Source organism: Pseudonocardia sp. TMWB2A (assembly GCF_017312135.1).
In genome coordinates this window covers 1380995-1405537 of sequence record NZ_QKQY01000002.1, presented here as the reverse complement: position 1 = coordinate 1405537, position 24543 = coordinate 1380995, and the positions used below count along the sequence as shown (strand labels likewise).

The window sequence follows — 24543 nt, the reverse complement described above, 5'->3', positions numbered from 1 at the left end:
CGTCACCGTGATCGGCACACGCGGTACCGCACTGGCCGGGTCGCTCCTGGTCCTGGGCCTGCTGGCCGGGTGCGGCGACCAGCCCCTCCCGCTGACCGAGGGGCCGCCCGGCGCGTCCCCGGCCGACGGGCTCATCCGGGTCGTGCAGCTGTCCGCGCAGCGCGCCCAGGTCTCCGACCAGGTCGCGGCGGCGAAGTTCGGCACCGGGGCGGCCGTCACCGACCCGGCGCGGGAGGCGGCCGTCGTCGCCGAGGCGCGGGCGGACGCGACCCGCGACGGCGTCGACCCCGACTGGACGGCCCGGATCGTCGCCGACCAGATCGCGGCGAGCACCCAGGTGCAGAACGACCTGATCCGGCAGTGGACCGACCGGCCCGACACGCGTCCGGCGCAGCGTCCCGAGCTGGCCCAGGTGCGGCCGCAGCTCGACCGGATCGGCGACGAGCTCGTGGCCGCCCTGAAGCTGGCCGGACCGGCCCGGGCGAACGAGGAGTGCCCGTCGACCCTGGCCCAGGCCGCGGTCGAGCAGGCGCAGGGGCTCGACGAGGTCCACCGCAACGCCCTCGGGCGGTCGCTGAAGTCCGTCTGCGACGGCGCCCCCGGCTGATCCGCCCCGTGTGACGGTGCCGTTTCCGCTCGTCGGAAGGTCTTGCGTATCCGGATAGTACGTGCTCGGATTAATGGGACGAGACACGGAGGTGCGCGATGGACCAGAACCTGTTCAACGACATCTGCCTGCAGCAGCTGACGCTGTCGGGCGTGCACGAGGGGGAGACGGTCGTCGTGCTCACCCGGGGCGCGGAACGGACCGAGTACGCCGACGCGTTCCTCTGGGCGATCCAGAAGCTGGGCGCGACCGGCTACCACATGCGGCTGCCGTCGCCGGCGAGCGCGGGCGGCGCCTGGGCGGTCGGCGACTCCGGCCTGGGGAACATCCCCCTGGCCGTGGACGCCCTCAAGGCCGCGGACATGGTCGTGGACTGCACTTTCCTGCTGTTCAGCAAGGAGCAGTTCGCCATCCAGGACGCGGGCACCCGCATCCTCACCGCGGTCGAGCCGCCCGAGCTGCTGGCCCGGCTGATGCCGACCACCGAGCTGCGCGAACGCGTCGAGACCGGCGCGGAGCTGCTGGCCAAGGCCTCGACCATGCGGATCACCAGCCCGCACGGCACCGACGTGACCTACCAGCTCGGCATGTACCCGACGCTGAGCGAGTACGGCTACACCGACACCCCCGGTCGCTGGGACCACTGGCCCGCGGCGTTCGTGTTCACCGGCGGCTCCGACGACGGCGTCGACGGGAAGATCGTCCTCGCCCCCGGGGACGTGCTGCTGCCGTTCAACACCTACGTGCAGACCCCGGTCGAGATCACCATCGAGCAGGGCTTCATCCGCGACATCCGCGGCGGCGCCGGCTCCTCCGGTCTCGACGCGAACCTGCTCCGCTCCTACATCGAGTCCTTCGACGACCCGCGCGGCTACGGCATGAGCCATGTCGGCTGGGGCCTCGACGAGCGCGCCCACTGGCACGGCCTGACCCAGTTCGGCGGCGGCATGGGCATGGAGCTGCGCAGCTTCTACGGCAACGTCATGTTCTCCATCGGCCCGAACAACGAGCTCGGCGGCCCGAACGACACCGCCTGCCACTTCGACATCCCGATGCGCGGCAACTCCCTGTTCCTCGACGACGAGCTGATCGTCGACGCCGGCGAGCTGACCGTGCGCGAGATGAAGCCGGTGAACCGGCGGTGAGCCCCCGCGACCACCACATCGGCATGATCGTGCCGAGCTCGAACCTGACGATGGAGACCGAGCTGCCGCGGATGCTGCGCGCCCGTGAGGACGTGCTGCCCGACGACCGGTTCGTCTTCCACGCGGCGCGGGCCCGGATGCAGCACGTGACCCCCGAGCAGCTGCGCGCGATGAACGCCCAGGCCCAGCGGGCCGCGGCCGAGCTGGCCGACGCCCGGCCGGACGTCGTCGCGACGGCCTGCCTGGTCGCGATCATGGCGCAGGGCCCCGGCTACCACTGCACCGCCGAGGACGACATCACCGCCGCGCTGCGGGCCGAGGGCTCCGACGCCCCCGTCGTCTCCAGCGCCGGGGCGCTGCTGTCGGGGATCGCCGCGCTCGGCGCGAAGCGGGTCGCGATCATCACCCCGTACATGGAGCCGCTGACGAAGGCGGTCGTGGACTACCTCACCGACGCGGGGGTCGAGGTCGTCGACTCGCTGTCGCTGCAGGTGCCCGACAACCTCGCCGTCGCCCGGCTCGACCCGGCCGACCTGCGCGAGCACTGGCGCAGGCTGGACCTGGCCGGCGCCGACGCGCTGGTGCTCAGCGCGTGCGTGCAGATGCCGTCGCTGCCGTCGATCGAGGCGGTGCAGGACGCGGCCGGCATCCCGGTGCTGTCCGCCGCCACCGCGACCACGCACCGCATCCTCACCGGGCTCGGGCTGGAGCCGCGGGTGCCCGGGGCGGGGGCGCTGCTCGCCGGCTGAGGCCGTACGACCGGGACCCGCGTGCCGCGCCGGCACGCGGGTCCTCGTCGTGTCCGCGGGCCATGATCCTTCCCTGAGGAGTGCCGGCGTCCCCGGCGGGCGCTCGTGGCTCCACGGAGAAGGATCACGGGATGCCGGCCGTCCGGCGCAGGGGGTGGACGCGCCTGATTCGGTGCTGTACATGTTTGTACATGTCTGAACAGGGTGGGCGTTCCAAGAGGGCGCGCCTCGTCGAGGACCTCGCCGGGCGGATCCGCTCCGGCCGGTTGCCGAACGGCGAGCAGCTCCCGGGGGAGAACCAGCTCGCCCGCACCTACGCCGTCTCCCGCGGCACGGTCCGTAGCGCGCTGGCCGAGCTCGCCCGGCGCGACCTCATCACCACCGAGACCGGCGTCGGCTCGTTCGTCACCTTCGACGGGTCGCCCCTGGACCAGCGGCTCGGCTGGGCCCAGGCGTTCGCCGCGTCCGGCGCGGCCGTCGGCACCGAGCTGCTCGGCATCACCGCGGGCGGCGACCCCGGTCCCACCGGATACGAGGGGCCGCTGGTCACCGTGCGCCGGCTGCGGCGCGCCGGGGCCGTCCCGGTCTCGCTGGAGACCGCCTCGCTGCCCGCCACCGGTGACCTCGCGCGGCTCCCGGAGACCGGTCTCGTCGACGGCTCGATCACCGCCACCCTCGCCGCGGCGGGCCTGCTCGGCGTCGCGGGGGAGCAGTGGATCGCGGTCGCCCCGCTCGACACGGCCGACGCCGTCACCCTCGAACGCGAGCCCGGCGAGCTGTTCCTGCACGCCGTCCGGGTCACCCGCGACGCCCGCGGCGGGCTCGTCGAGCACGTCGTCAGCCTGCTGGACCCGCAGCGCTTCCGGTTCCACCTCGCGTTCGGGGAGAACCGGTGAGCGACCCGCACGACCGCGCGCTGGGCGCGCTGCTCGGTCTCGCCGTCGGCGACGCGCTCGGGATGCCCACCCAGTCGCTGTCCCGGGCCGCGATCGCGGAGCGCTACGGCGTCGTCGACCGGCTCCTCGACGGCGCCGACGACCAGCCGATCGCCCCGAAGCTCCCGGCGGGCACCGTCACCGACGACACCGAGCAGGCGCTGCTGCTCGCCCGGATCCTGCTCGACCACGACGGTCACGTCCCGGCCCGGGTGTTCGCCGGTGCCCTGGAGGCGTGGGAGCAGGACATGATCCGGCGCGGGTCGCTGGACCTGCTCGGCCCCTCCACCCGCCGGGCCCTGACCCGGCTCGCGGACGGCGAGCCCCCCGAGCTCGCCGGCCGCGACGGCGTCACCAACGGCGCCGCGATGCGCGTCGCGCCGGTCGGCGTCGCGCACACCGGCCCGCGGCTCCTCGACGCCGTCGTCGAGTCGGCGGTCGTCACCCACCACACCGCACCCGGGATCGCGGCCGCCGCCGCGGTGGCCGCCGCGGTGTCGGCCGGGGTGTCCGGCGCGGGGCTCCCTGCCGCGCTGGACGCCGCGCTCGACGCCGCCCGGGCCGGTGCGCGACGCGGCGGCTGGGCGGCGGGCGCCGACGTCGCCGCCCGCCTCGACGTCGCGTTCCGGATCCTGCCCGGGCTCGACCGGGCCGCGCTCGCCGACACCCTCACCGACGTCGTCGGCACCTCGGTCACCGCGACCGAGTCCGTCGTCGCCGCCCTCGGGCTCGCCGCCGCCCTCGGCGACGACCCGCGGGCCGCGCTGGTCACCGCCGCGTCCCTCGGCGGCGACACCGACACCGTCGCCGCGATCTGCGGGGCGGTCCTCGGGGCGGTGCACGGCGCCGCCGCACTGCCCGCCGACCTCGTCGGCACCGTCCGCCGGGTCAACGCGCCCCTGCTCGACCCCCTCGACGACGTGGTCGAGGGGCTGCTCCGCCTCCGCCTTCCCTCCTGACAGGAGGCCGCCATGGCCACCAGCACGACCGACACCGGCACCGCCGGGAACGGGACGCTCGAGACCCGGGGCATCGAGCCCGTCCCGGTCGCCGAGCGGCACGGCCGCCCGGGCCAGCTCTTCTGGGTCTGGTTCGCCGCCAACATCTCCATCCTCGGCCTCCCGCTCGGCGCGACGCTGGTCGCGTCCGGGCTCAACATCACCCAGGCCGTGCTCGCCGCGGTGCTCGGCAGCGTCGGGTCGTTCGCGATCGTCGGCGCGGTGTCGATCGCCGGTCGGCGCGGCGGGGCGCCCGGCCTGACCCTGTCGCGCGCGGTGTTCGGCGCCCGCGGCAACATCGGCCCGACCCTGGTGTCGCTGCTGTCGCGGCTGGGCTGGGAGACGGTGAACACCACCACGGCCGCGTTCGCGCTGCTGTCGCTGGTCACGATCGTCGCGGGCACCAGCCCGTCGGCGAAGGACCACCCGGTGATCACGATCGTCTGCATCGCGGTGTTCGTGCTGTGCACGGTGCTCGTCGCCGGGCTGGGGCACGCGGTGCTCGTGGCGGTGCAGCGCTGGGCGACCTGGGTGTTCGGTGCGCTGAACATCGTCGTCGGCGGGTTCCTGGTCGCGACCGTCGACTGGGCCGCGGTCGCCGCGGCCGCCCCCGCGCCGTCGGGTGCGGTCGTCGCCGCGGTCGGGGTGATCGCGGCCGGCACCGGGATCGGCTGGGCCAACGCCTCGGCCGACATGTCCCGCTACCAGTCCCCGTCGGTGCGGGCCGGTTCCCTGGTCGCCTCGGCCGCGGCCGGTGCGGGCATCCCGCTGGTCCTGCTCATCTCGCTGGGCAGCCTGCTCGCCGCCGGGGACCCGACCCTGGCCACCGCCGACGACCCGGTCGCCGCGATCCGCGACCTGCTGCCGGCGTGGATGGCGATCCCGTACCTGGTCGCCGCGTTCGGCGGGCTGCTGCTGTCCAACCACCTGTCGGTCTACTCGGCCGGGCTGACCACCCTGACCCTGGGCGTGCGGCTGCCGCGGGTGTACGCCGTCGTCGTCGACGTGCTGGTGACCTTCGCCGGCGCGATCTACTTCATGCTGATCGCCGACGGGTTCTACCCGCCGTTCATCGCCTTCATCAGCGCCCTCGCGGTCCCGATCACCGCCTGGGTCGGGGTGTTCGCCGTCGACATGCTGCGTCGCCGCCACTACGACCCGGTGGCCCTGATGGACACCTCGCGCAGCAGCGGCTACTGGTACCGCGGCGGGATCGAGCCGCGGGCGACGGCGGCCTGGGCGCTGGCGATCGTCGTTGGCTACCTGTTCGCCACCGTCGGGCCGTCGGCCGAGCCGTGGTTCACCGGGCCGCTGGCCGGCACCTGGTTCGGCGAGAACGGGCTGGCCTGGGTGATCACCTTCGTCGTCGCCGCCGGGGTGTACGCCGCGCTGGGCGGGGCCCGGGAGCAGCGGTGACCGGCCGGCTCGTCCACTCCGGACAGGTCCTGGTCGACCTGGTCATGCGGGTGCCCGCGCTGCCCCCGCCCGGCGGCGACGTGCTCGCCACCGGCACCACGATGCTGCCCGGCGGCGGGTTCAACGTCGTCGCCGCGGCCGCCCGGGCCGGGGCCGAGGTCCTCTACGCCGGCGGGCACGGCACCGGTCCGCACGGTGACCTCGTGCGGGCCGCGCTGGCCGCGGAGGGTGTCACGGCGACCGCGCCGCCCGACCCCGGCGGCGACACCGGTATCTGCGTGACCCTGGTCGACCCGTCCGGGGAACGGACCTTCGTCACCGGCAGCGGGGTCGAGACCGCGGCGCCCGCCGGACTCCCGGCGACCACCGCCGACGACGTGCTCTACGTCTCCGGCTACAGCCTGCTCGTCCCGGACAAGGCCGCGGCGCTGGTCGCCGCGGCCGCGGAGTCCTCGGCGACGGTCCTGCTCGATCCGGGGCCCCTGGTCACGGACGTGCCGGAGGCGCTGTGGGAGCGGATGCTCGCCGCGACCGGGGTGCTGAGCACCAACGCGCGGGAGGCGCGGCTGCTCACCGGGGAGCCGACCGCGGCGCGTGCCGCCGGGGCGCTGGCCCGGCGGCTGCAAGACGACGCGGCGGTGGTCGTCCGCGACGGTGCCGCGGGCTGCGTGGTCGTCCGCGACGGGGTGGTGGAGACCGTCCCGGCGCCGGTGGTGGACGCTGTCGACACCAACGGGGCCGGGGACGCCCACTGCGGGGTCCTGGCCGCGGAGCTGCTGCGCGGCACCGGGTGGTCCGAGGCGGTCGCGCGGGCCGGTGCGGCCGCGGCGCTCGCGGTCACCCGGTACGGGCCGGCCACCGCGCCGACCCGGGCGGAGCTCGACGCCTTCCTCGCCGGGGCCGCCGCGGGGTGACGGTGCGCTCCGACGGGCGAGCTGCGCTCCGTCGGGCGAGCTGCGCTCCGTCGGGCTGGCTGCGCTCCGTCGGGCTGGCTGCGCTCCGTCGGGCTGGCTGCGCTCCGTCGGGCTGGCTGCGCTCCGTCGGACAGGGCGCGCCTCGTCGGCAGGGAGCTCCGTCGGCAGGGCGCGTCCGTCGGCACGGTGCGGGCCGCCGGTCGGCGCGGGGTCGTCGCTCCATGATCGGCAGAAGTGGAGCGCGGCGGCCGGTGGACTGCGCTCCGAACTCCACACTCGGCGATCATGGTCTGATGCTTCCCGGGCGGGTGGGGTGCCGGCGCGGGCACGTCGGGCCGGGCGGGCGGGTGTGGGGTCGTCGCTCGATCATCGCGGTGTGTGGAGTGCACAGGGCTGCGGACTGCACTCCCGGCTCCACTCCTGGCGATCATGGACGGGGTCGCGGGTCGAGGTGCCGGGTCGATGGGGTGCCTGGTCCGTGGCGTGCGGCGGCCCACTCGCCGTTCACTGCCGGCGCGGCTCCACCCGGTCCATGATCACCGGTTGTGGAGCGCAGAGGTCGTCGAGCGCACTCCTGGCTCCACAACCGGTGATCATGGACGGGCAGGGGCCCTCAGGTCCCGGCGCCGGCGGCCGTCGCCATGCCCTGGGCGGTCTCCTGGACCGCGCGGAAGGCCGGGCCGCAGACCGCGGCGTCGCTCTCGGCGAGGGTGCCCGGGTCGGCCTGGCAGCCCTTCGCGGCGAAGTCGTCCAGCGCCTTCCCGACGAGGTCGGCCTGCGCGGCCGCGGCGGGTGCGTCCTGGCGGACCTGGGGCAGGGCGTTGCGGATCTCGGTGGTGAACCGGCCGCAGCGCGGGAAGACCTTCGCCGGGTCGCTCGACCAGCAGGGGTCCTGGGCGTAGAAGCGGAACTTGGTCCGCAGCGCCTCCAGCCCCGGGGCGCCGACGCGCTCCGAGGCGGTCTGTCCCGGCCAGGGCTGGGTGTCCTTCGCCGACGAGGCGGCGGGGCGGTCGGCGGAGCAGCCGGCGAGGAGCAGGGCGGCCACCAGCAGGGTGGCCGCCCGCAGCAGGGAGGTGGTCGGGCGCGGACACGGTTGCACACCGCGACGGTAGGCCCGTCCGATCCGCCCCGCCGCTCCGCCCCGCCGCTCCGCCCCGCCGCTCCGGCCCGGCGGCCCGGGTCGTCGAACGGCGCCGGCCGACCCCGTGGCAGCCGGACGGGCACCAGCGGTTCGGCACCGGCGGTTCGGCACCGGCGGTTCGGCACCAGCGGCCCGGCACCAGCGGCCCGGCACCGGCGGTTCGGCACCAGCGGCCCGGCACCAGTGGCCTGGCACCGGCGGTTCGCCGCCGGCGGTTCGGTACCGGCGGTTCGGCACCGGTGTGCCCCGAATCGCAGCCCGGGGCAGCGGCCGGGCCCGGAGCGGGTCAGCCCCGGGCCGGGCCGCCCAGCGCCCCGCGCAGCAGCTCCAGCGCCTCGGCCGGGTTGTCCCAGAACACCATGTGCCCGGCGTCCGGGACGGCGACGAGCCGCGCGTCGGGCCGGGCGGCGGCGATCTCGGCGACTCCGGACGCGGGCACGACGGGGGAGTCCGCGCCGTACAGCAGGGTCACCGGCGCCGGGACGTGCGGCCACGCGTCGAAGAAGTCCTCGGACTCGAACCCGGCGTGCGTCGCGGCGATCGCGGCCTCGTCGCAGGAGGAGAGCCAGCGCGCGCGCAGCTCCTGCTCGCGGCGTGGCCAGCGCGGCCAGGACCGGGCCACCCCGTCGGCGTCGGTGCCGCGCTGCGCCTCGTGCAGCTGACCCAGGAACGCCTCCAGCGTCGTCGGATACGGCGCGCGGCCGGGGCCGGACAGCGGCGGGTCGACGAGCACGGCGCCGCCGACCGGCCGTCGCGTCGCGGCGACGGCGGCGATCCGGGCGCCCATCGAGTGCCCGAACAGGATGGTGTCGGGGCCGAGGTCCAGCGCGTCGAGAACGGCCAGTGCGTCGCCGGCGTAGTCGTCGAGGGTCCACGAGTCCCCGGTGTCGGACAGCCCGCGGCCGCGGACGTCGAGCACCACCGGGCGGCACAGGTCGACGAGCTCGCGGGCGACGAAGTCCATCGTCACCGCGGGGCTGGTGATGCCGGGCAGGACCAGGACGGGGGCGCCGTCGCCGCCGTAGTCGAGGGAGTGCAGCGCCAGGTCGCCGTGCCGGACCCAGCGGGACACGGCGGGGACGTCGGCGAGGTCGGCGAGCGCGTCCTGGCGGACCTGCCGGACCAGGGTGGACGTGACGGTCACAGGAGTCCCTTCAGGTAGGCGAGCGCGTCGTCGAGACCGACCACGTCGCCGTACTTCGCGTGGATGTCGAACAGGTTCGCCTCGTGCGGCCCGGCCGCGCGGTCGCCGACGCAGTCGCGCGGCACCAGCACGCCGAACCCGGACTGGACGGCGTCGACGGCGGTCGCGCGGACGCAGCCCGAGGTGGTGGCCCCGCACACGAGAACGGTGTCCACACCGGACGACCGCAGCAGGGTCGCGAGCCCGGTGTCGAAGAACGCCGACGCGCCCTTCTTGGTGAGGGTGTGGTCGGTGCCGCGGACGTCGAGCCGGGGGTCGAAGCCGACGGCGGCCGAGCCCTCGACGAGCGAGCGCATGCCGGGCGCCTTCACCAGCCAGGGCAGGGTGTCGAGCTCGGCGGGGGTGTAGGCGATCGTCGTCCACACCACCGGCGCGCCGAGGGTGCGGGCCGCCTCGACCAGCGTCGAGGTCGCCGCGACGACCTCGGACAGCTCGCTGCCGGTGGGCAGCGCGGGGTCGGTGAACCCGACCGTCAGGTCCACGACGACGACCGCGGGCCGGGTCCCGCGCCGGGCGGCGGCGCCGAACCCGGCGGTCGCGTAGGTCGCGTCGGTACCGGCCCCGTGCAGACCGGTGGGGTGCGGGCTCATGCGGATGCTCCGTCCAGTGCGGACTGCGGGGCGGACTGCGGGGCGGACTGCGCTGCGGGCTGCGCTGCGGACAGGGGAGCGGAGTCCAGTGCGGACTGCAGCGCGGCGCGGCGGCGGCCCGCGCAGTCCTCCACGGCGTCGACGATGGTCTGGTAGCCGGTGCACCGGCACAGGTTCGACGCCACGACCTCGCGGATCTCCTCGCGGCTCGCGTCGGGCTCCTCGGCGAGGTAGCCCTCGGCCAGCATCAGGAACCCGGGCGTGCAGAACCCGCACTGCAGCCCGTGGTGCTCACCGAAGCACTGCTGCAGGTCCGACAGCTCGCCGTCGGGACCGGACAGCGACTCGACCGTGCGGATCGCGGAGTTCTCCACCTGCACGGCGAACAGCAGGCAGGCGCGGGCGGGCGCGTCGTCGACGAGCACGGTGCACGCCCCGCAGATGCCGTGCTCACAGCCGACGTGGGTGCCGGTCAGCCCCAGGTCGTGGCGGAGCACGTCGGCCAGCGTGCGGCGCGGCGGGATCGCCAGCTCGTGACGCTCCCCGTTGACGGTCAGCTCGACCAGCTGGATGTCGGTCACGGTGCCTCCCGGTTCAGCGCGGCGAACAGGTCCGCGCGCGACAGTGGGGTGGAGTCCAGCTCGACGCCGGTGGGGCGCAGCGCGTCGTTGACGGCGTTGAGCACGGCCGCGGGCGCGCCGATGGTGCCGCCCTCGCCCGCACCCTTCGCGCCGTCGGCGGTGAACGCGCACGGCGTCTCGAGGTGCTCGATGCGCACGTCCGGGATCTCCGCGGCGGTCGGGACCTTGTACTCCATGAAGCTCGGCGCGAGGGGCTGGCCGAGCTCGTCGTAGACGACCTGCTCGAACAGCGCCCCGGCGATGCCCTGGGCGATGCCGCCGCGGGCCTGCCCCTCGACGACGCGCGGGTGGATGGCGACGCCGCAGTCCTCGACGCAGACGTAGCGCAGGATCTCCACGCCGCCGGTGCCCGGGTCGAGCGCGACGACGCAGCCGTGGGTGGCGTTGGAGAACGTGCCGTCGCCGCCGACGTCGAAGCTCGCCGTCGCGGTCAGGCCCGGCCCGACCTCCTTGGGCAGCAGGTGCGCGCGCAGGTAGGCGACGTCGGCCAGCTCGGCGTAGGAGAACGTGCGGTCCCCGGCGCGCACCCCGCCGCGGCCGTCGAGCTCGGCCGAGTCCACGTCGGCGTCGGCCAGGTGGGCGGCCAGCGCACGCAGCTGGTCGCCCAGCTTCACCGCCGCCGCGGCCGCCGCGGACCCGCCGATCGTCACCGAGCGGGACGCGAACGAGCCCCAGCCGTAGGTGATCCGGTCGGTGTCGCCCTGGACGATCTTGACCTTGTCGTAGGGCAGGCCGAGCCGGTCGGCGACGATCTGGGCGAAGGTCGTCTCGTGGCTCTGGCCGTGCGACAGCGTGCCGGTGGTGACGGTGACCGTGCCGTCGAGGTCCATCGTGATCTGGGACAGGTCGAACCCGGGGACGACCTGCATCTTCCGTGCCGCGAACGCGCCGGAGCCGTAGCCGGTGCGCTCGGAGAAGCAGGAGTAGCCGATGCCCAGCACCCGGCCGTCGGGCAGGGTGCGCCCGGGCCAGCCCTCGTCGCGCAGCACCTGCTCGCACAGGTCCAGCGACTCCCGGTAGGAGCCCGGGTCGTAGGTGATGGCGTTGACCCCGCGGTAGGGGAACTCGGTGATCAGGTTGCGCCGGCGGACCTCCAGCGCGTCGAGCCCGAGCTCGCGGGCGGCGCGCTCCATCAGCCGCTCCATCACCATCACGTACTGCGGCCGGGACACCCCGCGGTACGGCGCGGTCGGCGCCTTGTTCGTGGTGACCGCGCGCCCGCGCACCCGGTAGGCGGGGACCCGGTAGACGCCGGGCATCTCCGCCGAGGCCATCAGCGGCTCGATCCCGGCCGTGAACGGGTAGCAGGAGTAGGCGCCCATGTCGCAGACGACGTCGGACTCCAGGGCGAGGATCTCCCCGTCGGCGGTGAACGCGGCGCGGGCGGTGTAGTGCTGCTCGCGGGCCAGGAAGCTCGCGGTCAGCGCCTCGCGCCGGTCCTCGATCCACTTCACCGGACGGCGGAGGCGCCGCGCGGCGGCCGCGGCGGCGATCTCCTCCCGGCCGACGACGCACTTCTGCCCGAACCCGCCGCCCATGTCCGGCACGACGACCCGGACCTGCTTCTCGTCGAGCCCGGCGCAGCGGGCCAGGACCGTGCGGACCTGGTGCGGGACCTGGGTGCAGGTGCGCACCACGAGCTGCTCGTCGCGGTCGTCCCAGTCGGCGACGACGCCGCGGGTCTCCAGCGGCAGCGCGTTCTGCCGCCCGGTGCGGGCCTCCACGGTGACCACCGTGTGCGCCTCGTCGAAGATGCCGTCGATGCCCTCGGTGGCGAACAGCGACACGTCGACGAGCACGTTGCCGGGGGCCTCGTCGTGCACCGGGGGACCGGCCGCGGCCAGCGCGGCGGCCTCGGTCACCACCGGGTCGAGCGGGTCGAGCTCGACGACGGCGGCCTCCACTCCGTCCTCGGCGGCGTAGGGGTCGGTGGCGATCACGATCGCGAGCGGCTCGCCGACGTAGCGGACCTTGTCGCCGGCCAGCACGGGCATCGAGGTGGGGACGAATTCCTCGACGGGCCGGTCGAGGAGCGCGGTGATGTCGCCGAGGGCGAGGTCGGCGGCGTCGAACGCGGCGACGACGCCGGGCACCTGCCGGACCTCGGACAGGTCGACGTCGACCACCCGGGCGTGCGCCTCGGTGCTGCGCACGAACGCCGCGTGCAGCATCCGAGGCAGGGTGATGTCGTCGACGAAGCGGCCGCGTCCGGTGAGCAGCCGCGGGTCCTCCCGGCGCGGGACGGACGCGCCGACCCAGCTGCCGTCGCGGCGGAATCCGGGCTCAGCCACGGGCGGCCTCCTCCCGGGCCCGGGCGACGAGGGTGCGGACCAGCCCGCGGCGGTATCCCGCGGGGATCCCGGCCTCGTCGCGCAGCTCCAGACCGTCGGCGACCTCGTCCGGCGTGCCGGCGTCGGGCACCAGCACCGGGACGGCGCCGACCCCGCCGAGCACGACCTCACCGGTGTCCAGGTCCGCCCCCGCCGCGACGACGGCGAAGTCGCCACGGCGGTCGGCGTACTCGGTGAGCGCCGCGCGCGGCGCGGGACGGGGGAAGACGATCTCCACGATCACCTCGTCGGGGTCCAGGGCGGTGGTGAACGGGCCGAGGAAGAACTCCCGGGCCCGGACCTCACGGCGCCCGCCCGGCCCCTCGGCGACGACCACGGCGTCGAGCAGCACCGCCAGCAGGCACCACTCGGCGGTGGCGTCGCCGTGCGCGATCGACCCGCCGACGGTGCCGCGGGTGCGGATCGGCAGGTGCCCGACCCAGCGCATCGCGGCCGACAGGACCGCGAAGTCCGGCCCGAGGTCGGCCCGCTCGACGGCCCGGTGGGTGGTGAGCGCGCCGATCCGGAGCGCCCCGTCGGCGTGGTGGATGCCGGCCAGGCCCGGCACGTGGGTGAGGTCGATCAGGTGCCCGGGCCGGGCCATCCGGTAGTTCATCATCGCGACCAGGCTCTGCCCGCCGGCGAGCAGCTTGGGCTCGTCGTCGGCCAGCTCGGTCAGCAGGTCGACCGCCCCGCGCACCGACGACGCCCGGTGGTAGGTGAACGCGGCGGGCTTCACGCCTTCTCCACCCGCTCCACGGCCGGCGCGTCGAGCGTCTGTTCGTCGCCGGTGATGCGGTCCAGCTCGCGGCCCCGCGTCTCGGGGGCGCCGAGGGCCATGAAGGTCACGGCGGCGAAGACCAGCAGCGCCATCAGCGTGAAGGTCAGCGGCAGGCCGAGCACCGGCCACAGCAGGCTGCCGAAGATCAGCGGGACGAACCCGGTGACCGCCCGGCTCGACGACGACGCCCAGCCGAAGCCCGAGGCCCGCAGCTCGGTCGGGTAGAGCTCGGAGACGTAGGCGTACATGACCGGGATGACGACCAGGGCGAAGAACCCGAACACCGCGATCATCGCGACCGCCGCCGTCGGCGAGCCCATGACCAGCGAGAACACGACCAGCGACAGCGCGGCGCACGGACCGGCGACGCCGATGACCCACTTGCGGCCGACGACCTCGACCAGCAGCACCGAGGTGATGACACCGAGGATGCCGACCGCGTTCATGACGGTGGTGGACGCGAACGCGGCGACCTCGCCCATGCCCTGGGCGCGCAGGATCGACGGCATCCAGGACAGCGCGGCGTAGTAGACGACCATGACGGTGATGAACAGCGACCAGGCGACGCCGGTGATGCGCGGGTTGAACGCCCACACCATCTTCAGCTGCTCGCCCAGTGCGCCGAGACCACGGCGGCGCGAGGTGGTCGGCTCCGGTGCGGCGGCGGTGATCGCGTACTGCTCCACCGGGGCGCCGGTGCGGCGGACCATGTCGTCGATGACGGTGCGGGCCTCGGCCTCGCGGCCGGTGCGGGCCAGGTAGATCGGGGACTCCGGGACACCGCGGCGGATCCAGAACAGCAGCAGCGCGGGCAGCACCATCAGCGCGAGCATCCAGCGCCAGTTGCCCTCGACCGGCACGAGCAGCGTCGCCGAGAGCCCGGCGAGGGTGGTGCCGATCGGCCACCAGCCGTCCATCGCGGCGAGCACCTTGCCCCGGTACTTCCGGGGTGAGAACTCGCTGACGATCGCGTAGTCGACCGGGATGCAGCCGCCGAGCCCGATGCCGGCCAGGAAGCGCAGCGCCAGGAAGATCTCCCAGCTGGGGGAGAAGGCGCCGAGCACCGAGAACAGGGCGAAGATCAGCAGGGTGATGCTGAAGACCCGCTTGCGGCCCATCCGGTCGGCGATCGTGCCGAACGCGACGGCGCCGACGGCCATGCCGATGAGGTTGGCCGTCGCGACGAGGCCGCGCTGGCCGGTCGAGAGGTCGAACTCGACGCCGAGCAGCGGGGTGAGGAAGCCGTTGAGGGCGACGTCCCAGGCGTCGAACATGTAGCCGAGGCCGCCGATGAGGAAGATCTTCCCCTGGACGCCCCAGCGCCAGGGCAGGTCCTGGACGACCTGGTCTCCGGTACGCATGTCGGTGCTCCTCTATCGGGCGAAGGGGTAGGTGACGGACTCGTCGTCCGGGTCGTTCAGCGGGGAGCCCCGCCACAGCCAGTCGTACGACACGTCGGACTCGCCCTGGAAGCGGCGCAGCTTCTCGTCGCGTTCGCGCTGCTCGGGGCCGTCGGGCAGGTGGTAGAAGTCCATGTTCTGCAGCGAGGCGTCCTGCACGACGCCCGCGTGCTTGGCGCGGCGCTGCACGTAGCGGGCGAGCGCGGTGTCGATCCCGCCGCGGCCGACCGCGCCGAGCTCCTCGGCCAGCACGGCGGCGTCCTCCATCGCCTGGGAGGCGCCCTGGGCCTGGTAGGGGAGCATCGCGTGGCAGGCGTCGCCGAGCAGGGCGACCCGGCCGTCGATCCAGACCGGGTCGCGGCGGCGGCGGTAGAGCGCCCACACCGAGACGTCGTCCTTGGCCTTGGACAGCATCGCCGGAACGCGGTCGTCCCAGTCGGCGAAGTCGGCGACGAGGTCCTCGGCGGTCGCCGGGGCGCTCCAGTCGCGCTCGACCTGCTCGGTGCAGGGGACGATCGCGACGACGTTGAGGTACTCGCCGCGGCGGATCATGTAGTGCACCAGGTGCTTGCCGGGGCCGTACCAGATCGTGGAGTGGTAGCGGTCGAGCAGGAACCGGGTCGCCGGGTCCGCGGCGATCAGCTCGCCGGGGATCAGGGCGCGGTAGGCCATCTCGCCGGAGAAGACGAGGGTGTCGTCGAACCCGGCGAGGTCGCGGACACCGGACCGGATTCCGTCCGCGCCGACCAGCACGTCGCCCGCGACGCGCAGCCCGCGCGCGGTGACCGCGACCGGGCGCTCCGGGTCGGTGCGGTCGAGCTCGACGACCTTCGCGTCGGTGTGCACGGTGACCGCGGGGCCGGGGCCGTCCGCGTCGAGGCAGGCCTCGAGCAGGATCCGGTGCAGGTCGGCGCGGTGGTAGTGCCAGTACGGGGCGCCGTAGGTGTCGACGACCTGCTGCCCGAGCGGGAGCTGGGCGATGATCGAGCCGTCGGCCCAGCGGCGGCGCACCTGGTCCTGCGGGGCGGTGTGGATCCGCTCCAGCGACCGGCGCAGCCCCAGGCCGAACAGGATCCGGCTGGCGTTGGGGGCGGTCTGGATGCCGGCACCGACCTCGCCGAGCTGCGGCGCGGCCTCCAGCACGGTGGCCCGGAAGCCCTGACGGCGCAGGGCCAGTGCGGCGGTCAGCCCGCCGAGACCGCCGCCCGTGACCGTGATCTCCAGGGACTGGCTGGGTGCCACGACTACCTCCTCGCGTCCGCCGGGCCTGTGACGTGGCCCGCACGAGAAGTAATCCGAGCACGTACTATCCGGATACGCAAGGTTTTCGTGCGAACGACCCGGAAGGGAAACCGGGACGTAACCCGGGCGGCCGGGACTCAGTCGTTGTCGGGCAACGACGTCCGCTCCGCGACCGCCTCCCAGTGGGCGCCGAGGGTGTTCAGCAGACCGGCGATCTCCGAGCGCCGGTCCTCGGGCACCGCGGCCAGCAGCTCCGCGTCCAGGCGCCGGGTCCGGCGGGTGACCTCGGCGAGGGCGGCCGCGCCGTCGTCGGTGAGGGAGAGGATCTTGCGCCGGGCGTCGCGGGGGGACTCGGTGCGCTCGATCAGTCCGCGGCGCTCCATCCGGCGGCAGACGTCGGCCATCGTCGAGGTGTCCAGGGCGACGGCGCCGGCCAGCGAGCTCTGGTCGGACTCCGGGTAGGCACGGATCGCCGAGAGCACGGCGAACTGCGGGCCGGTCAGCACCGGGTCGACGTGGCGGCTCCAGGCGGCGAGGTAGGCCTGGTACATCCGGCGCGCGCCGTAGCCGGGGGCGGCGACGAGGTCGGCCGGGGGAGCGGGTGCGACGCCTGTTCCGCGCCGCAACAGCTCACCCATCATGCCTCCGTGCTCGTCCGGGCCGGGGCCCTCGTCCGCGGGAGATCCTACGTGTCCGGACGATCACCCGGGGTGGCCGGGCCGGGGCTCAGCGCGGGCGCAGGCCGTCGACGAGCAGGTCCAGCAGGCGTCCGGCCTGCTCGCGGCCCTGCGGGTCGGCGACGGCCATGCAGATCCCGCTGGTGCCGACGAGCACGTCCGCGGCGTCGACGTCGTCACGCAGGGTGCCGTCGGCGATGCCCGCCTTCTGGAGCAGGCGGACCGCCTCGACCATCCGCTCGCGGCTCTGCGCGAACGGGTTGTGCCCGCAGGCGACGAGTGCGTGCAGCGAGTCCGCGAGGTGCTTCTTGGTGATCACGTAGTCGACGAAGCGGTCCATCCAGGCCCGCAGCGCCCGGTCCGCGGGCAGCTCGGTGCGCAGCTCCTCGGCCGCGGCGCAGAGGCGGTCGAGCTCGTTGCGGTACACGGCCTCGACCAGGGAGTCCCGGTTCGGGAAGTGCCGGTAGAGCGTGCCGATGCCGACGCCGGCGTCCTTCGCGATGCCGTCGAGGGTCGTGGCGGGGCCGCCACGGCTCTCCGCGGTGAACGCGCGCACGGCCGCGGCCAGCAGCAGCTCACGGTTGCGTGCGGCGTCCGCACGCAGGCCGGAACGTGTGCTGGTGCCCATGACGGTGCCTCCTCGGGTGGGACTGACGATCCCACGATACGTCTTGCGATCCGGAGGATGCTCCGGATAGAGTCCCGAGTCATACGGAGGATCCTCCGTTTACTTGTCCCCGGGGACACGGCGACGCAACGACGACGTCACCGACCGCGTACCCGGTGCTCAGAAGGGATCACGCCATGCTGTTCCGCTCCACGACCGACCGATCCCGTCCGCTGTCCACCACCGGCACCTCCCGTGCCGTCCTGCCGGCCGCACCGGCCGGGACCACCGCCTCCGACGTGCTCGCCGGCGTCGACCTCACCGGCCGGCGCGCCGTCGTCACCGGTGCGACCACCGGGGTCGGCCTCGCGGCCGCCCGCGCACTGGCCGCCGCCGGGGCCGAGGTCACCCTCGCCGTGCGCGACGCCGAGGCCGGTGCCGCCGCCCGCGACGGCATCGTCGCCGACACCGGCAACGAGCGCGTCGCCGTCGGCGAGCTCGACCTGTCCGACCAGCGCTCCATCGCCCGCTTCGTGCGCCTGTGGGACGGCCCGCTGCACATGCTCGTGCACGCCGCGGCCGTCACCGGTGCCCCGCTGACCCGCACCGTCGACGAATGGGAGCTGCACCTGGCCGTCAACCACCTCGGGCCGGCGTCGCTCACCTCGGGGCTGCACTGGGCGCTCACCGCGGTCGACGGCGCGCGGGTGGTCACCGTGACCTCCGCCGCCCACCGGGACGCGGCGTTCGACCCGGAGGACCCGCACTTCTCCGACGAGCGCTACGACGCCCACCTCGCCCACGCCCGGTCCCGCAGTGCGGCGCTGCTGCACGCGGTCGAGGCCGCGCGCCGCTGGTCGGGCGACGGGATCGCGGTGAACGCCGCCGACCCCGGCCCGGTGGGGACCGACCCCGAGCAGGGGGCCGCCACGGTCGTGCTGGCCGCGGCGTCGCCGCTGGTCGGGGGGATCAGCGGGCGCTACTTCGCCGGGCTCGCGGAGGCGGGACCGGCCGGGCCGGGCGTGGCGGGCGGGGTCGCCACGCACGCGCTCGACCCGGTCGCGGCACGGCGGGTCTGGCGCTGGACCGAGCGCACGCTGCGCGAGGTCTGGTTCGCCGGGCTGCCGATCGTGGCCTGAGCCGCCGGCGGCCGGACCGGGCGTCCGCCCGGCCCGGCCGCCGCGGACCGGCCGGTGGCGCCGGTCAGTGACGCAGCCACACCGCGGTGTCGGCGGGGACCTCGCCGCGGGCGGTGAGCGGGCCGCTGGACAGCATCACCTCGGCGTCCTCGGGCAGCGACACCGGCGCCGAGGAGACGTTCACCAGGCAGGTGAAGCCGCCGTCGCCGGAGTCCGAGGTGCGGGCCAGCGCCAGCGTGCCCTCCGGCGACTCCTGCCAGGTCAGCGCGCCGCCGCCGAGCGCGGGGTGCGCGCGGCGGATCGCCAGGGCGTCCCGGTAGAGGTGCAGCACCGAGTCCGGGTCGGCCTCCTGCACGTCGGCCGCGTGCCGGGCGAACACGTCGGGCTGCGGCAGCCACGGCGTCCCGGACGGGCCGAACCCGAAGCCGGGCTCGCCCGCGGCCCAGGGCAGCGGGACGCGGCAGCCGTCGCGGCCGCGCAGCGTGTGCCCGGACAGCTCCCAGGTCGGGTCGTCGAGACGGTCGGTCGGGATGTCCTCGACCTCGGGCAGCCCGAGCTCCTCGCCCTGGTACAGGTACGCGGTGCCGGGCAGCGCGAGCATCAGCAGCGTCGCCGCGCGAGCCCGGCGCAGGCCGAGCTCGGGGTCGGCGGGCAGGGCGAGCACGTCGTCGAGGTTCCAGCCGCGCCCGGCCTCGGGCTTGCGGGCCAGCCGGCTCGGGTGCCGGCAGACGTCGTGGTTGGACAGCACCCAGGTCGCCGGCGCGCCGACCCGGGTGTTCTCGGCGATCGCGTCGTCGATGTTGGCGCGCAGGTCGTCGGCCAGCCAGGCCGCGGTGAGGAAGTTGAAGCTGAACGCGGTCTGCAGCTCGTCCGGGCGCAGGTAGCGGGCCAGGCGCTGCGGGTCCGGCACCCAGGCCTCGGCGACGAACACCCGCGGCGGGTCGTAGGTGTCGCCGATCCGGCGCCACGACCGGAAGATGTCGTGCACGCCGTCGCGGTCGAGGTAGGGGTGGCCGCCGTCCTGGGCGTCGTTGACGCCCTTCACGATGTCGGGCAGCCCGGGCTCCTTCACCATCGAGTTCGCGACGTCGACGCGGAACCCGTCCACGCCCCGGTCGAACCAGAAGCGCAGGGTCTCCTCGAAGTCGGCGCGGACCTCCGGGTGCTCCCAGTTCACGTCCGGCTGCCGGATGTCGAACAGGTGCAGGTACCACTGCTCCGGCGTCCCGTCGGGGGAGACGACCCGTTCCCACGCGGGCCCGCCGAACATCGACTCCCAGTTGTTCGGCGGGAGCTCACCGCTCTCGCCGCGGCCGTCACGGAAGAGGTAGCGCTCGCGCTCGGGCGAGCCGGGGCCCGCGGCCAGCGCCTGCCGGAACCACACGTGCTCGTCGGAGTGGTGGTTCGGGACGATGTCGAGCAGCACCCGGATGTCGCGCGCGTGCGCCTCGGCGATCAGGGCCTCGGCCTGCGCGGTGTCGCCGAACATCGGGTTGATCGCGCGGTAGTCGGCCACGTCGTAGCCGCCGTCGGCCAGCGGCGACGGGTACCAGGGGTTGATCCAGATCGCGTCGACGCCCAGGCGGGCGAGATGGTCGAGCCTGCTGCGCAGACCGGCGAGGTCACCGGTCCCGTCGCCGTTCCCGTCGGCGAAGCTGCGGATGTAGACCTGGTAGACGACGGCGTTGCGCCACCAGTCCTGCTCGTGCACGGACATGATGCTCCCGGGTACGGATCGTGGGGCGGGGCGGTGTTGCAGAGTGTTTCATCCGGTTGCAACCGCTGTCGAGGCGCGGGCACGATGACCCCCGTGACGGACGAGCCGGTGCGCGAGGTCGTACGCCGGGTGGGTGTCCGGCGGGTCGCCGAACTCGCCGGGGTCTCCCCGGCGACGGTGTCGCGCGCCCTGCGCGAGGGCACCCCCGTCTCGCACGACACCCGCGAACGCGTACGCCGGGCGGCGGCCTCCCTCGGCTACTCCGTCCCCGTCCGGCCGCTGACCGTCGCCGTGCTCGCCCGCTTCCCGACCCGCTGGTTCTTCGCCGAGGCCGTCGCCGGGGTGGAGGGCGTGCTGTCCGCGGCCGGGCACGTCACCCAGCTCCACAACCTCGGCGACCCGGACGCGCGGGCGCACTTCTTCGCGACGCTGCCGGTGCGCGGGCGCGCCGACGGGCTGATCGTCGTCGCCTCGGCGATCGACACCACCGAGGCCGCGGCGCTGGACGCGCTGGGGATCCCGGTCGTCGTGCTCGGCGGGGACATGCCGGGACGGCCGCGGATCGGCATCGACGACCGCGCCGGTGCCCGGACCGCCGTCCGGCACCTGCTCGGGCTCGGCCACCGCGGCGTCGCGCTGGTGTCGTTCGACCCCGACGAGGCCAACGGCCGCGCCACGACGACCGACCGGCGCGACGGCTGGGCCGACGCGCACGCCGAGGCCGGGCGGCCCCGCGGCCCCGTCGTCGCCACGGGGGCCGGGGTGACCGACGGCGACGCCGCGGCCGCCGAGCTGCTCTCCCTCCCGGTGATGCCGACCGCGGTGTTCGCGATGTCCGACGAGCTCGCCGTCGGCGTGCTGCGCACCCTGCGCCGCGCCGGCGTGACGGTGCCGGGCCAGGTGTCGGTGGTCGGGTTCGACGACCACGACTCGGCCGCCGTCGCCGAGCTCACCACGGTCGCCCAGCCGGTCCGCCGCCAGGGCGAGCTCGCCGCCCGGGCACTGCTCGCCGCACTGGGCGGGGACGTCCCCGGCGACGTCGAGGTCCCGACCCGGCTGGTGGTCCGGGCGACGACGGCGCCACCCCGGGTCAGCTGACCAGCCGGTCCGGGCGCAGCTCCACCCGGCGCAGCAGCTGCGCGTTGAGCGCGACGACGACCGTGGACAGGCTCATCAGCAGCGCGCCGACCGCGGGCGGGAGCACGAACCCGACCGGGGCGAGCACCCCGGCCGCGAGCGGCACCGAGACCAGGTTGTAGCCGGCCGCCCACCACAGGTTCTGCAGCATCTTCCGGTACCCGGCGCGGGACAGCGCGATCACCGACAGCACCCCGCGCGGGTCGGAGGAGGCGAGGACGACCCCGGCCGAGGCGACGGCGACGTCGGTGCCGGCCCCGATCGCGATCCCGACGTCGGCCCGGGCCAGCGCCGGGGCGTCGTTCACGCCGTCGCCGACCATCGCGACGACCGCGCCGCGGCCCTGGAGCCGGGCCACCGCCTCGTCCTTGCCCTCGGGCAGCACCTCGGCGACCACCTCGTCGACGCCCAGGTCGCGGGCGACCGCCTCGGCCACCGGGCGCGCGTCACCGGTGAGCATCACGACCCGTACACCGCGGGCGTGCAGGGCGTCCACCGCGGCCCGGGACTCCGGGCGGACCGCGTCGGCGAGGGCGAGCGCGCCCACCACCTCGCCGGGATCCGCACCGGCCACCACGTACAGCACGGTGGCGCCGTCGTCGCTCCACCGGCGCACGTCGCCGGTCAGCTCGGCGGGCACGTCGAGATCACGCTCGCGCAGCAGCGCCGGACCCCCGACGGAGACCGGCCGCCCGTCGACGGTGGCGGACACCCCGCGTCCGGTGTGCGAGCGGAACCCGTGTGCGGCCGGGACGGCCCGCCCGTCCGCCGCGGCGACGACGGCGCGGGCCAGCGGGTGCTCGCTGTCGGCCTCGACGGCGGCGGCCAGGGCCAGGGTGTCCGTAGCGCCCGCGGTCCCGACGACCCGCGGGCTGCCGGTGGTGAGCGTGCCGGTCTTGTCGAACAGCACGGTGTCGACGGTGCGGGTGCGCTCCAGCGCGAGCCGGTCGGTGACCAGCACCCCGGAGCGTGCCGCGCGGGCCGTCGAGATCGCGATGACCAGCGGGATCGCCAGCCCGAGCGCGTGCGGGCAGGCGATGACGAGCACGGTGACGGTGCGGGTGACCGCCTGCGCGGTGTCGCCGAGCAGCGTCCACGCGGCGAAGGTCGCCACCCCGGCACCCGCGGCGAACCAGAACAGCAGCGCCGCCGCGCGGTCGGCGAGTGCCTGGGCCCGGGAGCGAGAACCCTGCGCGCTCTTCACCAGGCGGCGGATGCCCGACAGCGCCGTGTCCTCGCCGACGGCGTCGACCCGGACCCGCAGCGCCGAGTCGGTGGCGACGGTGCCCGCCACCACCCGGTCGCCGGTACCGCGCGGGACCGGCCGGGACTCGCCGGTGATCATCGACTCGTCCACCTCGGTGGCACCGTCGACGACCGTGCCGTCGGCGGGCACCCGGGCGCCCGACCGGACCAGCACGACGTCGCCGACGGTCAGGTCGGCCGGTGCGACCGTGCCGACCGTGCCGTCGGCGCCGACCCGCTCGGCGGTGTCGGGCAGCAGCGCGGCCAGCGCGTCGAGGGCCCCGGACGCCTGCCCGAGCGCACGCATCTCGAGCCAGTGCCCGAGCAGCATGATCACGACCAGCAGCGCCAGCTCCCACCAGAAGTCCAGCCCGCCGACGCCGAGCGAGCTCAGCATGCTCGCCACCCACGCCACGCCCACGGCCATGCCGATGAGCAGCATCATCCCGGGCCGGCGCGCCCGGATCTCGGCGACGGCGCCGGACAGGAACGGCCACCCCGGCCAGAAGAGGATCACGGTGCCGAGCACCGGGGGGATCCACGCCGACCACGCCGGGGGCGAGTACCCGAGCAGCATCCCGGTCATCGCGCTGAACCCGACGACGGGGACGGCGAGCACCAGCGCGACGACGAACCGGTCCCGGAACACCGCCGCGTGGCCCGCATGCCCGTGTCCCGTGTGGCCGCCGTGCCCGGCGTGGCCGCCGTGGGTCCCGGGGGCGCCGCCGAGGTGCGTCCCGTGCTCCTGCGGGGCGGAGGCCGCCCGTGGCCCGTCGTGCATCGTCTACCTCCCGACGTCGTGGACGCCCGCTGCAGCGCATATACCCCCCCAGGGTATTCCCGGTCGACGGGCCGCGCGGGGTACCGTCGTGGTCGTCCCGCGGGGACACCACGGGAGGTGGTCGGCGTGGTCCGGGTCGAGGGGCACTGGCGCAACCGCAGCTGGGTCGCCGCGCACTACCGGCACCCGATGCGGCCCGGTGCCGACCAGACGGTGCTCGTCCTGCCGCACGCCTGGTCGGTGTGCATCGACCTGTCCGCGCACGGCGGACCGTTCCCCGCCGAGCCGGTGGACGGGCGCCCCGCACCGGCGCTGCCCGCACCCCGGCCGCCCGCCGAGCGCTGAGGCGGCAGGATGGTGCCGTGCCGAAGCTGATCGAGAACGCCAGCCGGGTCACCGCCGCCGGGACCCCGCCGAAGACCATCGACGAGTACGTCGGGCGGGTGAACTCCGGCGACGGCCGGGTCTCGGTCGCCCACATGCGCAGCCCGTCGGGCTGGGCCGAGCCCGGCCAGACCCCGGAGTTCGACGAGTACACCCTGGTCCTGCGCGGCGCGCTGCGGGTCGAGTTCGACGGCGGGGAGCTCGACGTCGCCGCCGGGCAGGCCGTGCACACCGCGCCGGGGGAGTGGGTGCGCTACAGCTCGCCCGGCCCCGACGGCGCGGAGTACGTGGCCGTCTGCCTGCCCGCCTTCGAGATCGGTGCCGCCCACCGTGACGACGAGCAGTAGGTTCCTGGCCCCCGCGCTGCTCGCGGCGCTGGTCCTGGCCGGCTGCGGTGCGCAGGCCGGGGCCGGCGGGGCCGGCGCCCCCGGGCCGCGGGCCGCCGTCGCCGCCGACCTCACCGGCGTGCGCTGGCTGCCCGCCGACGGCGCCGCGCAGGGCCGGGCGTTCGCCGAGTTCGCCCCGGACGGCACCTGGACCGGCTCGGACGGCTGCAACGGGCAGGGGGGCGACTGGACCCTCGACGGTGACGGCGGGCTGCGCGCGACGGCGGGCCCGAGCACCGAGATCGCCTGCGAGAACGTGCCGGTCGCCCGCTGGGTCTCCGAGGCCGTCCACGCCGAGGCCGACGGGCCGGACCTGCTCCTGCACGGAACCGCGGGCGCCCCCGTCCGGCTGGTGCGCTGACCGGGGCCCGGCGCGG

Annotated in this window: 24 protein-coding genes; 12 read left to right on the top strand and 12 right to left on the bottom strand. The window is 75.2% G+C overall.

Annotated features, from left to right (window positions below):
* Positions 1-7 precede the first annotated feature (7 nt).
* The 7 genes from aroQ (at position 8) to DMP17_RS20955 (ending at position 6764) form a co-directional block, all read left to right on the top strand.
* A complete protein-coding gene (gene aroQ, locus DMP17_RS20985) occupies positions 8-607 on the top strand; it encodes a gamma subclass chorismate mutase AroQ (RefSeq protein ID WP_226355443.1) in 600 nt (199 codons plus the stop codon).
* Between the two features lie 98 nt (positions 608-705).
* On the top strand, positions 706-1752 hold the full coding sequence (locus DMP17_RS20980; RefSeq protein WP_337830374.1) for a leucyl aminopeptidase: 1047 nt from the start codon (positions 706-708) through the stop codon (positions 1750-1752).
* 23 nt (positions 1753-1775) lie between these two features.
* Entirely contained in the window at positions 1776-2501 is a 726-nt protein-coding gene (locus DMP17_RS20975) for a maleate cis-trans isomerase family protein (RefSeq protein ID WP_226356656.1), read from the top strand.
* Positions 2502-2692: 191 nt separating this feature from the next.
* Positions 2693-3397 (top strand): GntR family transcriptional regulator, encoded by a 705-nt coding sequence (locus DMP17_RS20970; RefSeq protein WP_226355445.1) that lies wholly within the window; start codon positions 2693-2695, stop codon positions 3395-3397.
* On the top strand, positions 3394-4395 hold the full coding sequence (locus DMP17_RS20965; RefSeq protein ID WP_226366888.1) for an ADP-ribosylglycohydrolase family protein: 1002 nt from the start codon (positions 3394-3396) through the stop codon (positions 4393-4395). Before DMP17_RS20970 ends, DMP17_RS20965 begins: the two co-directional genes overlap by 4 nt.
* Positions 4396-4407: 12 nt before the next feature.
* Positions 4408-5850, top strand: a complete 1443-nt coding sequence (locus DMP17_RS20960) for a purine-cytosine permease family protein (protein ID WP_226366887.1) — start codon at positions 4408-4410, stop codon at positions 5848-5850.
* Positions 5847-6764, top strand: coding sequence for a PfkB family carbohydrate kinase (locus DMP17_RS20955; RefSeq protein ID WP_337830373.1), 918 nt, complete (start codon positions 5847-5849; stop codon positions 6762-6764). The genes DMP17_RS20960 and DMP17_RS20955 overlap by 4 nt, the downstream gene beginning before the upstream one ends.
* Positions 6765-7377: 613 nt before the next feature.
* On the opposite strand, the gene DMP17_RS20950 is transcribed toward DMP17_RS20955, so the two are convergent.
* The 10 genes from DMP17_RS20950 to DMP17_RS20905 form a co-directional block, all read right to left on the bottom strand.
* Positions 7378-7863 carry a hypothetical protein gene (locus tag DMP17_RS20950; RefSeq protein ID WP_337830372.1) on the bottom strand — a complete coding sequence of 162 codons (486 nt, stop codon included), beginning with the start codon at positions 7861-7863 and terminating at the stop codon, positions 7378-7380.
* Positions 7864-8191: 328 nt separating this feature from the next.
* Positions 8192-9049: an alpha/beta fold hydrolase gene (locus DMP17_RS20945; RefSeq protein WP_337830371.1), complete on the bottom strand. Its 858-nt coding sequence runs from the start codon at positions 9047-9049 to the stop codon at positions 8192-8194.
* Complete coding sequence (locus tag DMP17_RS20940) at positions 9046-9699, bottom strand: isochorismatase family protein (protein ID WP_337830370.1); 654 nt, start codon at positions 9697-9699, stop codon at positions 9046-9048. The genes DMP17_RS20945 and DMP17_RS20940 overlap by 4 nt, the downstream gene beginning before the upstream one ends.
* Positions 9696-10280, bottom strand: a complete 585-nt coding sequence (locus DMP17_RS20935) for a (2Fe-2S)-binding protein (protein WP_337830369.1) — start codon at positions 10278-10280, stop codon at positions 9696-9698. The genes DMP17_RS20940 and DMP17_RS20935 overlap by 4 nt, the downstream gene beginning before the upstream one ends.
* Entirely contained in the window at positions 10277-12631 is a 2355-nt protein-coding gene (locus DMP17_RS20930) for a xanthine dehydrogenase family protein molybdopterin-binding subunit (RefSeq protein ID WP_337830368.1), read from the bottom strand. The genes DMP17_RS20935 and DMP17_RS20930 overlap by 4 nt, the downstream gene beginning before the upstream one ends.
* The gene (locus DMP17_RS20925; protein ID WP_226355454.1) at positions 12624-13409 is read right to left on the bottom strand and encodes an FAD binding domain-containing protein; all 786 of its coding nucleotides are present in this window, start codon (positions 13407-13409) and stop codon (positions 12624-12626) included. The genes DMP17_RS20930 and DMP17_RS20925 overlap by 8 nt, the downstream gene beginning before the upstream one ends.
* Complete coding sequence (locus DMP17_RS20920) at positions 13406-14812, bottom strand: MFS transporter (protein WP_226355455.1); 1407 nt, start codon at positions 14810-14812, stop codon at positions 13406-13408. Before DMP17_RS20920 ends, DMP17_RS20925 begins: the two co-directional genes overlap by 4 nt.
* Positions 14813-14824: 12 nt before the next feature.
* Positions 14825-16093 (bottom strand): FAD-dependent monooxygenase, encoded by a 1269-nt coding sequence (locus tag DMP17_RS20915; protein WP_226366880.1) that lies wholly within the window; start codon positions 16091-16093, stop codon positions 14825-14827.
* A gap of 137 nt (positions 16094-16230) precedes the next feature.
* The gene (locus DMP17_RS20910; protein ID WP_226366879.1) at positions 16231-16731 is read right to left on the bottom strand and encodes a MarR family winged helix-turn-helix transcriptional regulator; all 501 of its coding nucleotides are present in this window, start codon (positions 16729-16731) and stop codon (positions 16231-16233) included.
* Positions 16732-16819: 88 nt separating this feature from the next.
* Positions 16820-17398 (bottom strand): TetR/AcrR family transcriptional regulator, encoded by a 579-nt coding sequence (locus tag DMP17_RS20905; protein ID WP_226355458.1) that lies wholly within the window; start codon positions 17396-17398, stop codon positions 16820-16822.
* 176 nt (positions 17399-17574) lie between these two features.
* On the opposite strand from DMP17_RS20905, the gene DMP17_RS20900 reads away from it, so the two are divergent.
* Positions 17575-18516, top strand: coding sequence for an SDR family NAD(P)-dependent oxidoreductase (locus DMP17_RS20900; RefSeq protein ID WP_337830367.1), 942 nt, complete (start codon positions 17575-17577; stop codon positions 18514-18516).
* Positions 18517-18580: 64 nt separating this feature from the next.
* Here DMP17_RS20900 and DMP17_RS20895 read toward each other — a convergent pair whose 3' ends face one another.
* On the bottom strand, positions 18581-20233 hold the full coding sequence (locus DMP17_RS20895; protein WP_337830366.1) for a glycoside hydrolase family 13 protein: 1653 nt from the start codon (positions 20231-20233) through the stop codon (positions 18581-18583).
* Between the two features lie 84 nt (positions 20234-20317).
* Between DMP17_RS20895 and DMP17_RS20890 the strand changes: the two genes are divergently transcribed.
* Positions 20318-21331: a LacI family DNA-binding transcriptional regulator gene (locus DMP17_RS20890; RefSeq protein WP_255656204.1), complete on the top strand. Its 1014-nt coding sequence runs from the start codon at positions 20318-20320 to the stop codon at positions 21329-21331.
* Here DMP17_RS20890 and DMP17_RS20885 read toward each other — a convergent pair.
* A complete protein-coding gene (locus tag DMP17_RS20885; protein WP_337830365.1) occupies positions 21324-23396 on the bottom strand; it encodes a copper-translocating P-type ATPase in 2073 nt (690 codons plus the stop codon). The genes DMP17_RS20890 and DMP17_RS20885 overlap by 8 nt on opposite strands.
* A 126-nt stretch (positions 23397-23522) precedes the next feature.
* On the opposite strand from DMP17_RS20885, the gene DMP17_RS20880 reads away from it, so the two are divergent.
* Genes DMP17_RS20880 through DMP17_RS20870 form a run of 3 tightly spaced genes read left to right on the top strand, consistent with a single transcriptional unit; the run spans position 23523 to position 24527 of the window.
* Complete coding sequence (locus DMP17_RS20880; protein WP_337830364.1) at positions 23523-23741, top strand: hypothetical protein; 219 nt, start codon at positions 23523-23525, stop codon at positions 23739-23741.
* A 17-nt stretch (positions 23742-23758) separates the two neighbouring features.
* Positions 23759-24127, top strand: coding sequence for a cupin domain-containing protein (locus DMP17_RS20875; RefSeq protein WP_226366876.1), 369 nt, complete (start codon positions 23759-23761; stop codon positions 24125-24127).
* Entirely contained in the window at positions 24111-24527 is a 417-nt protein-coding gene (locus DMP17_RS20870) for an META domain-containing protein (RefSeq protein WP_226366875.1), read from the top strand. Before DMP17_RS20875 ends, DMP17_RS20870 begins: the two co-directional genes overlap by 17 nt.
* The last annotated feature ends 16 nt before the right edge of the window (positions 24528-24543 follow it).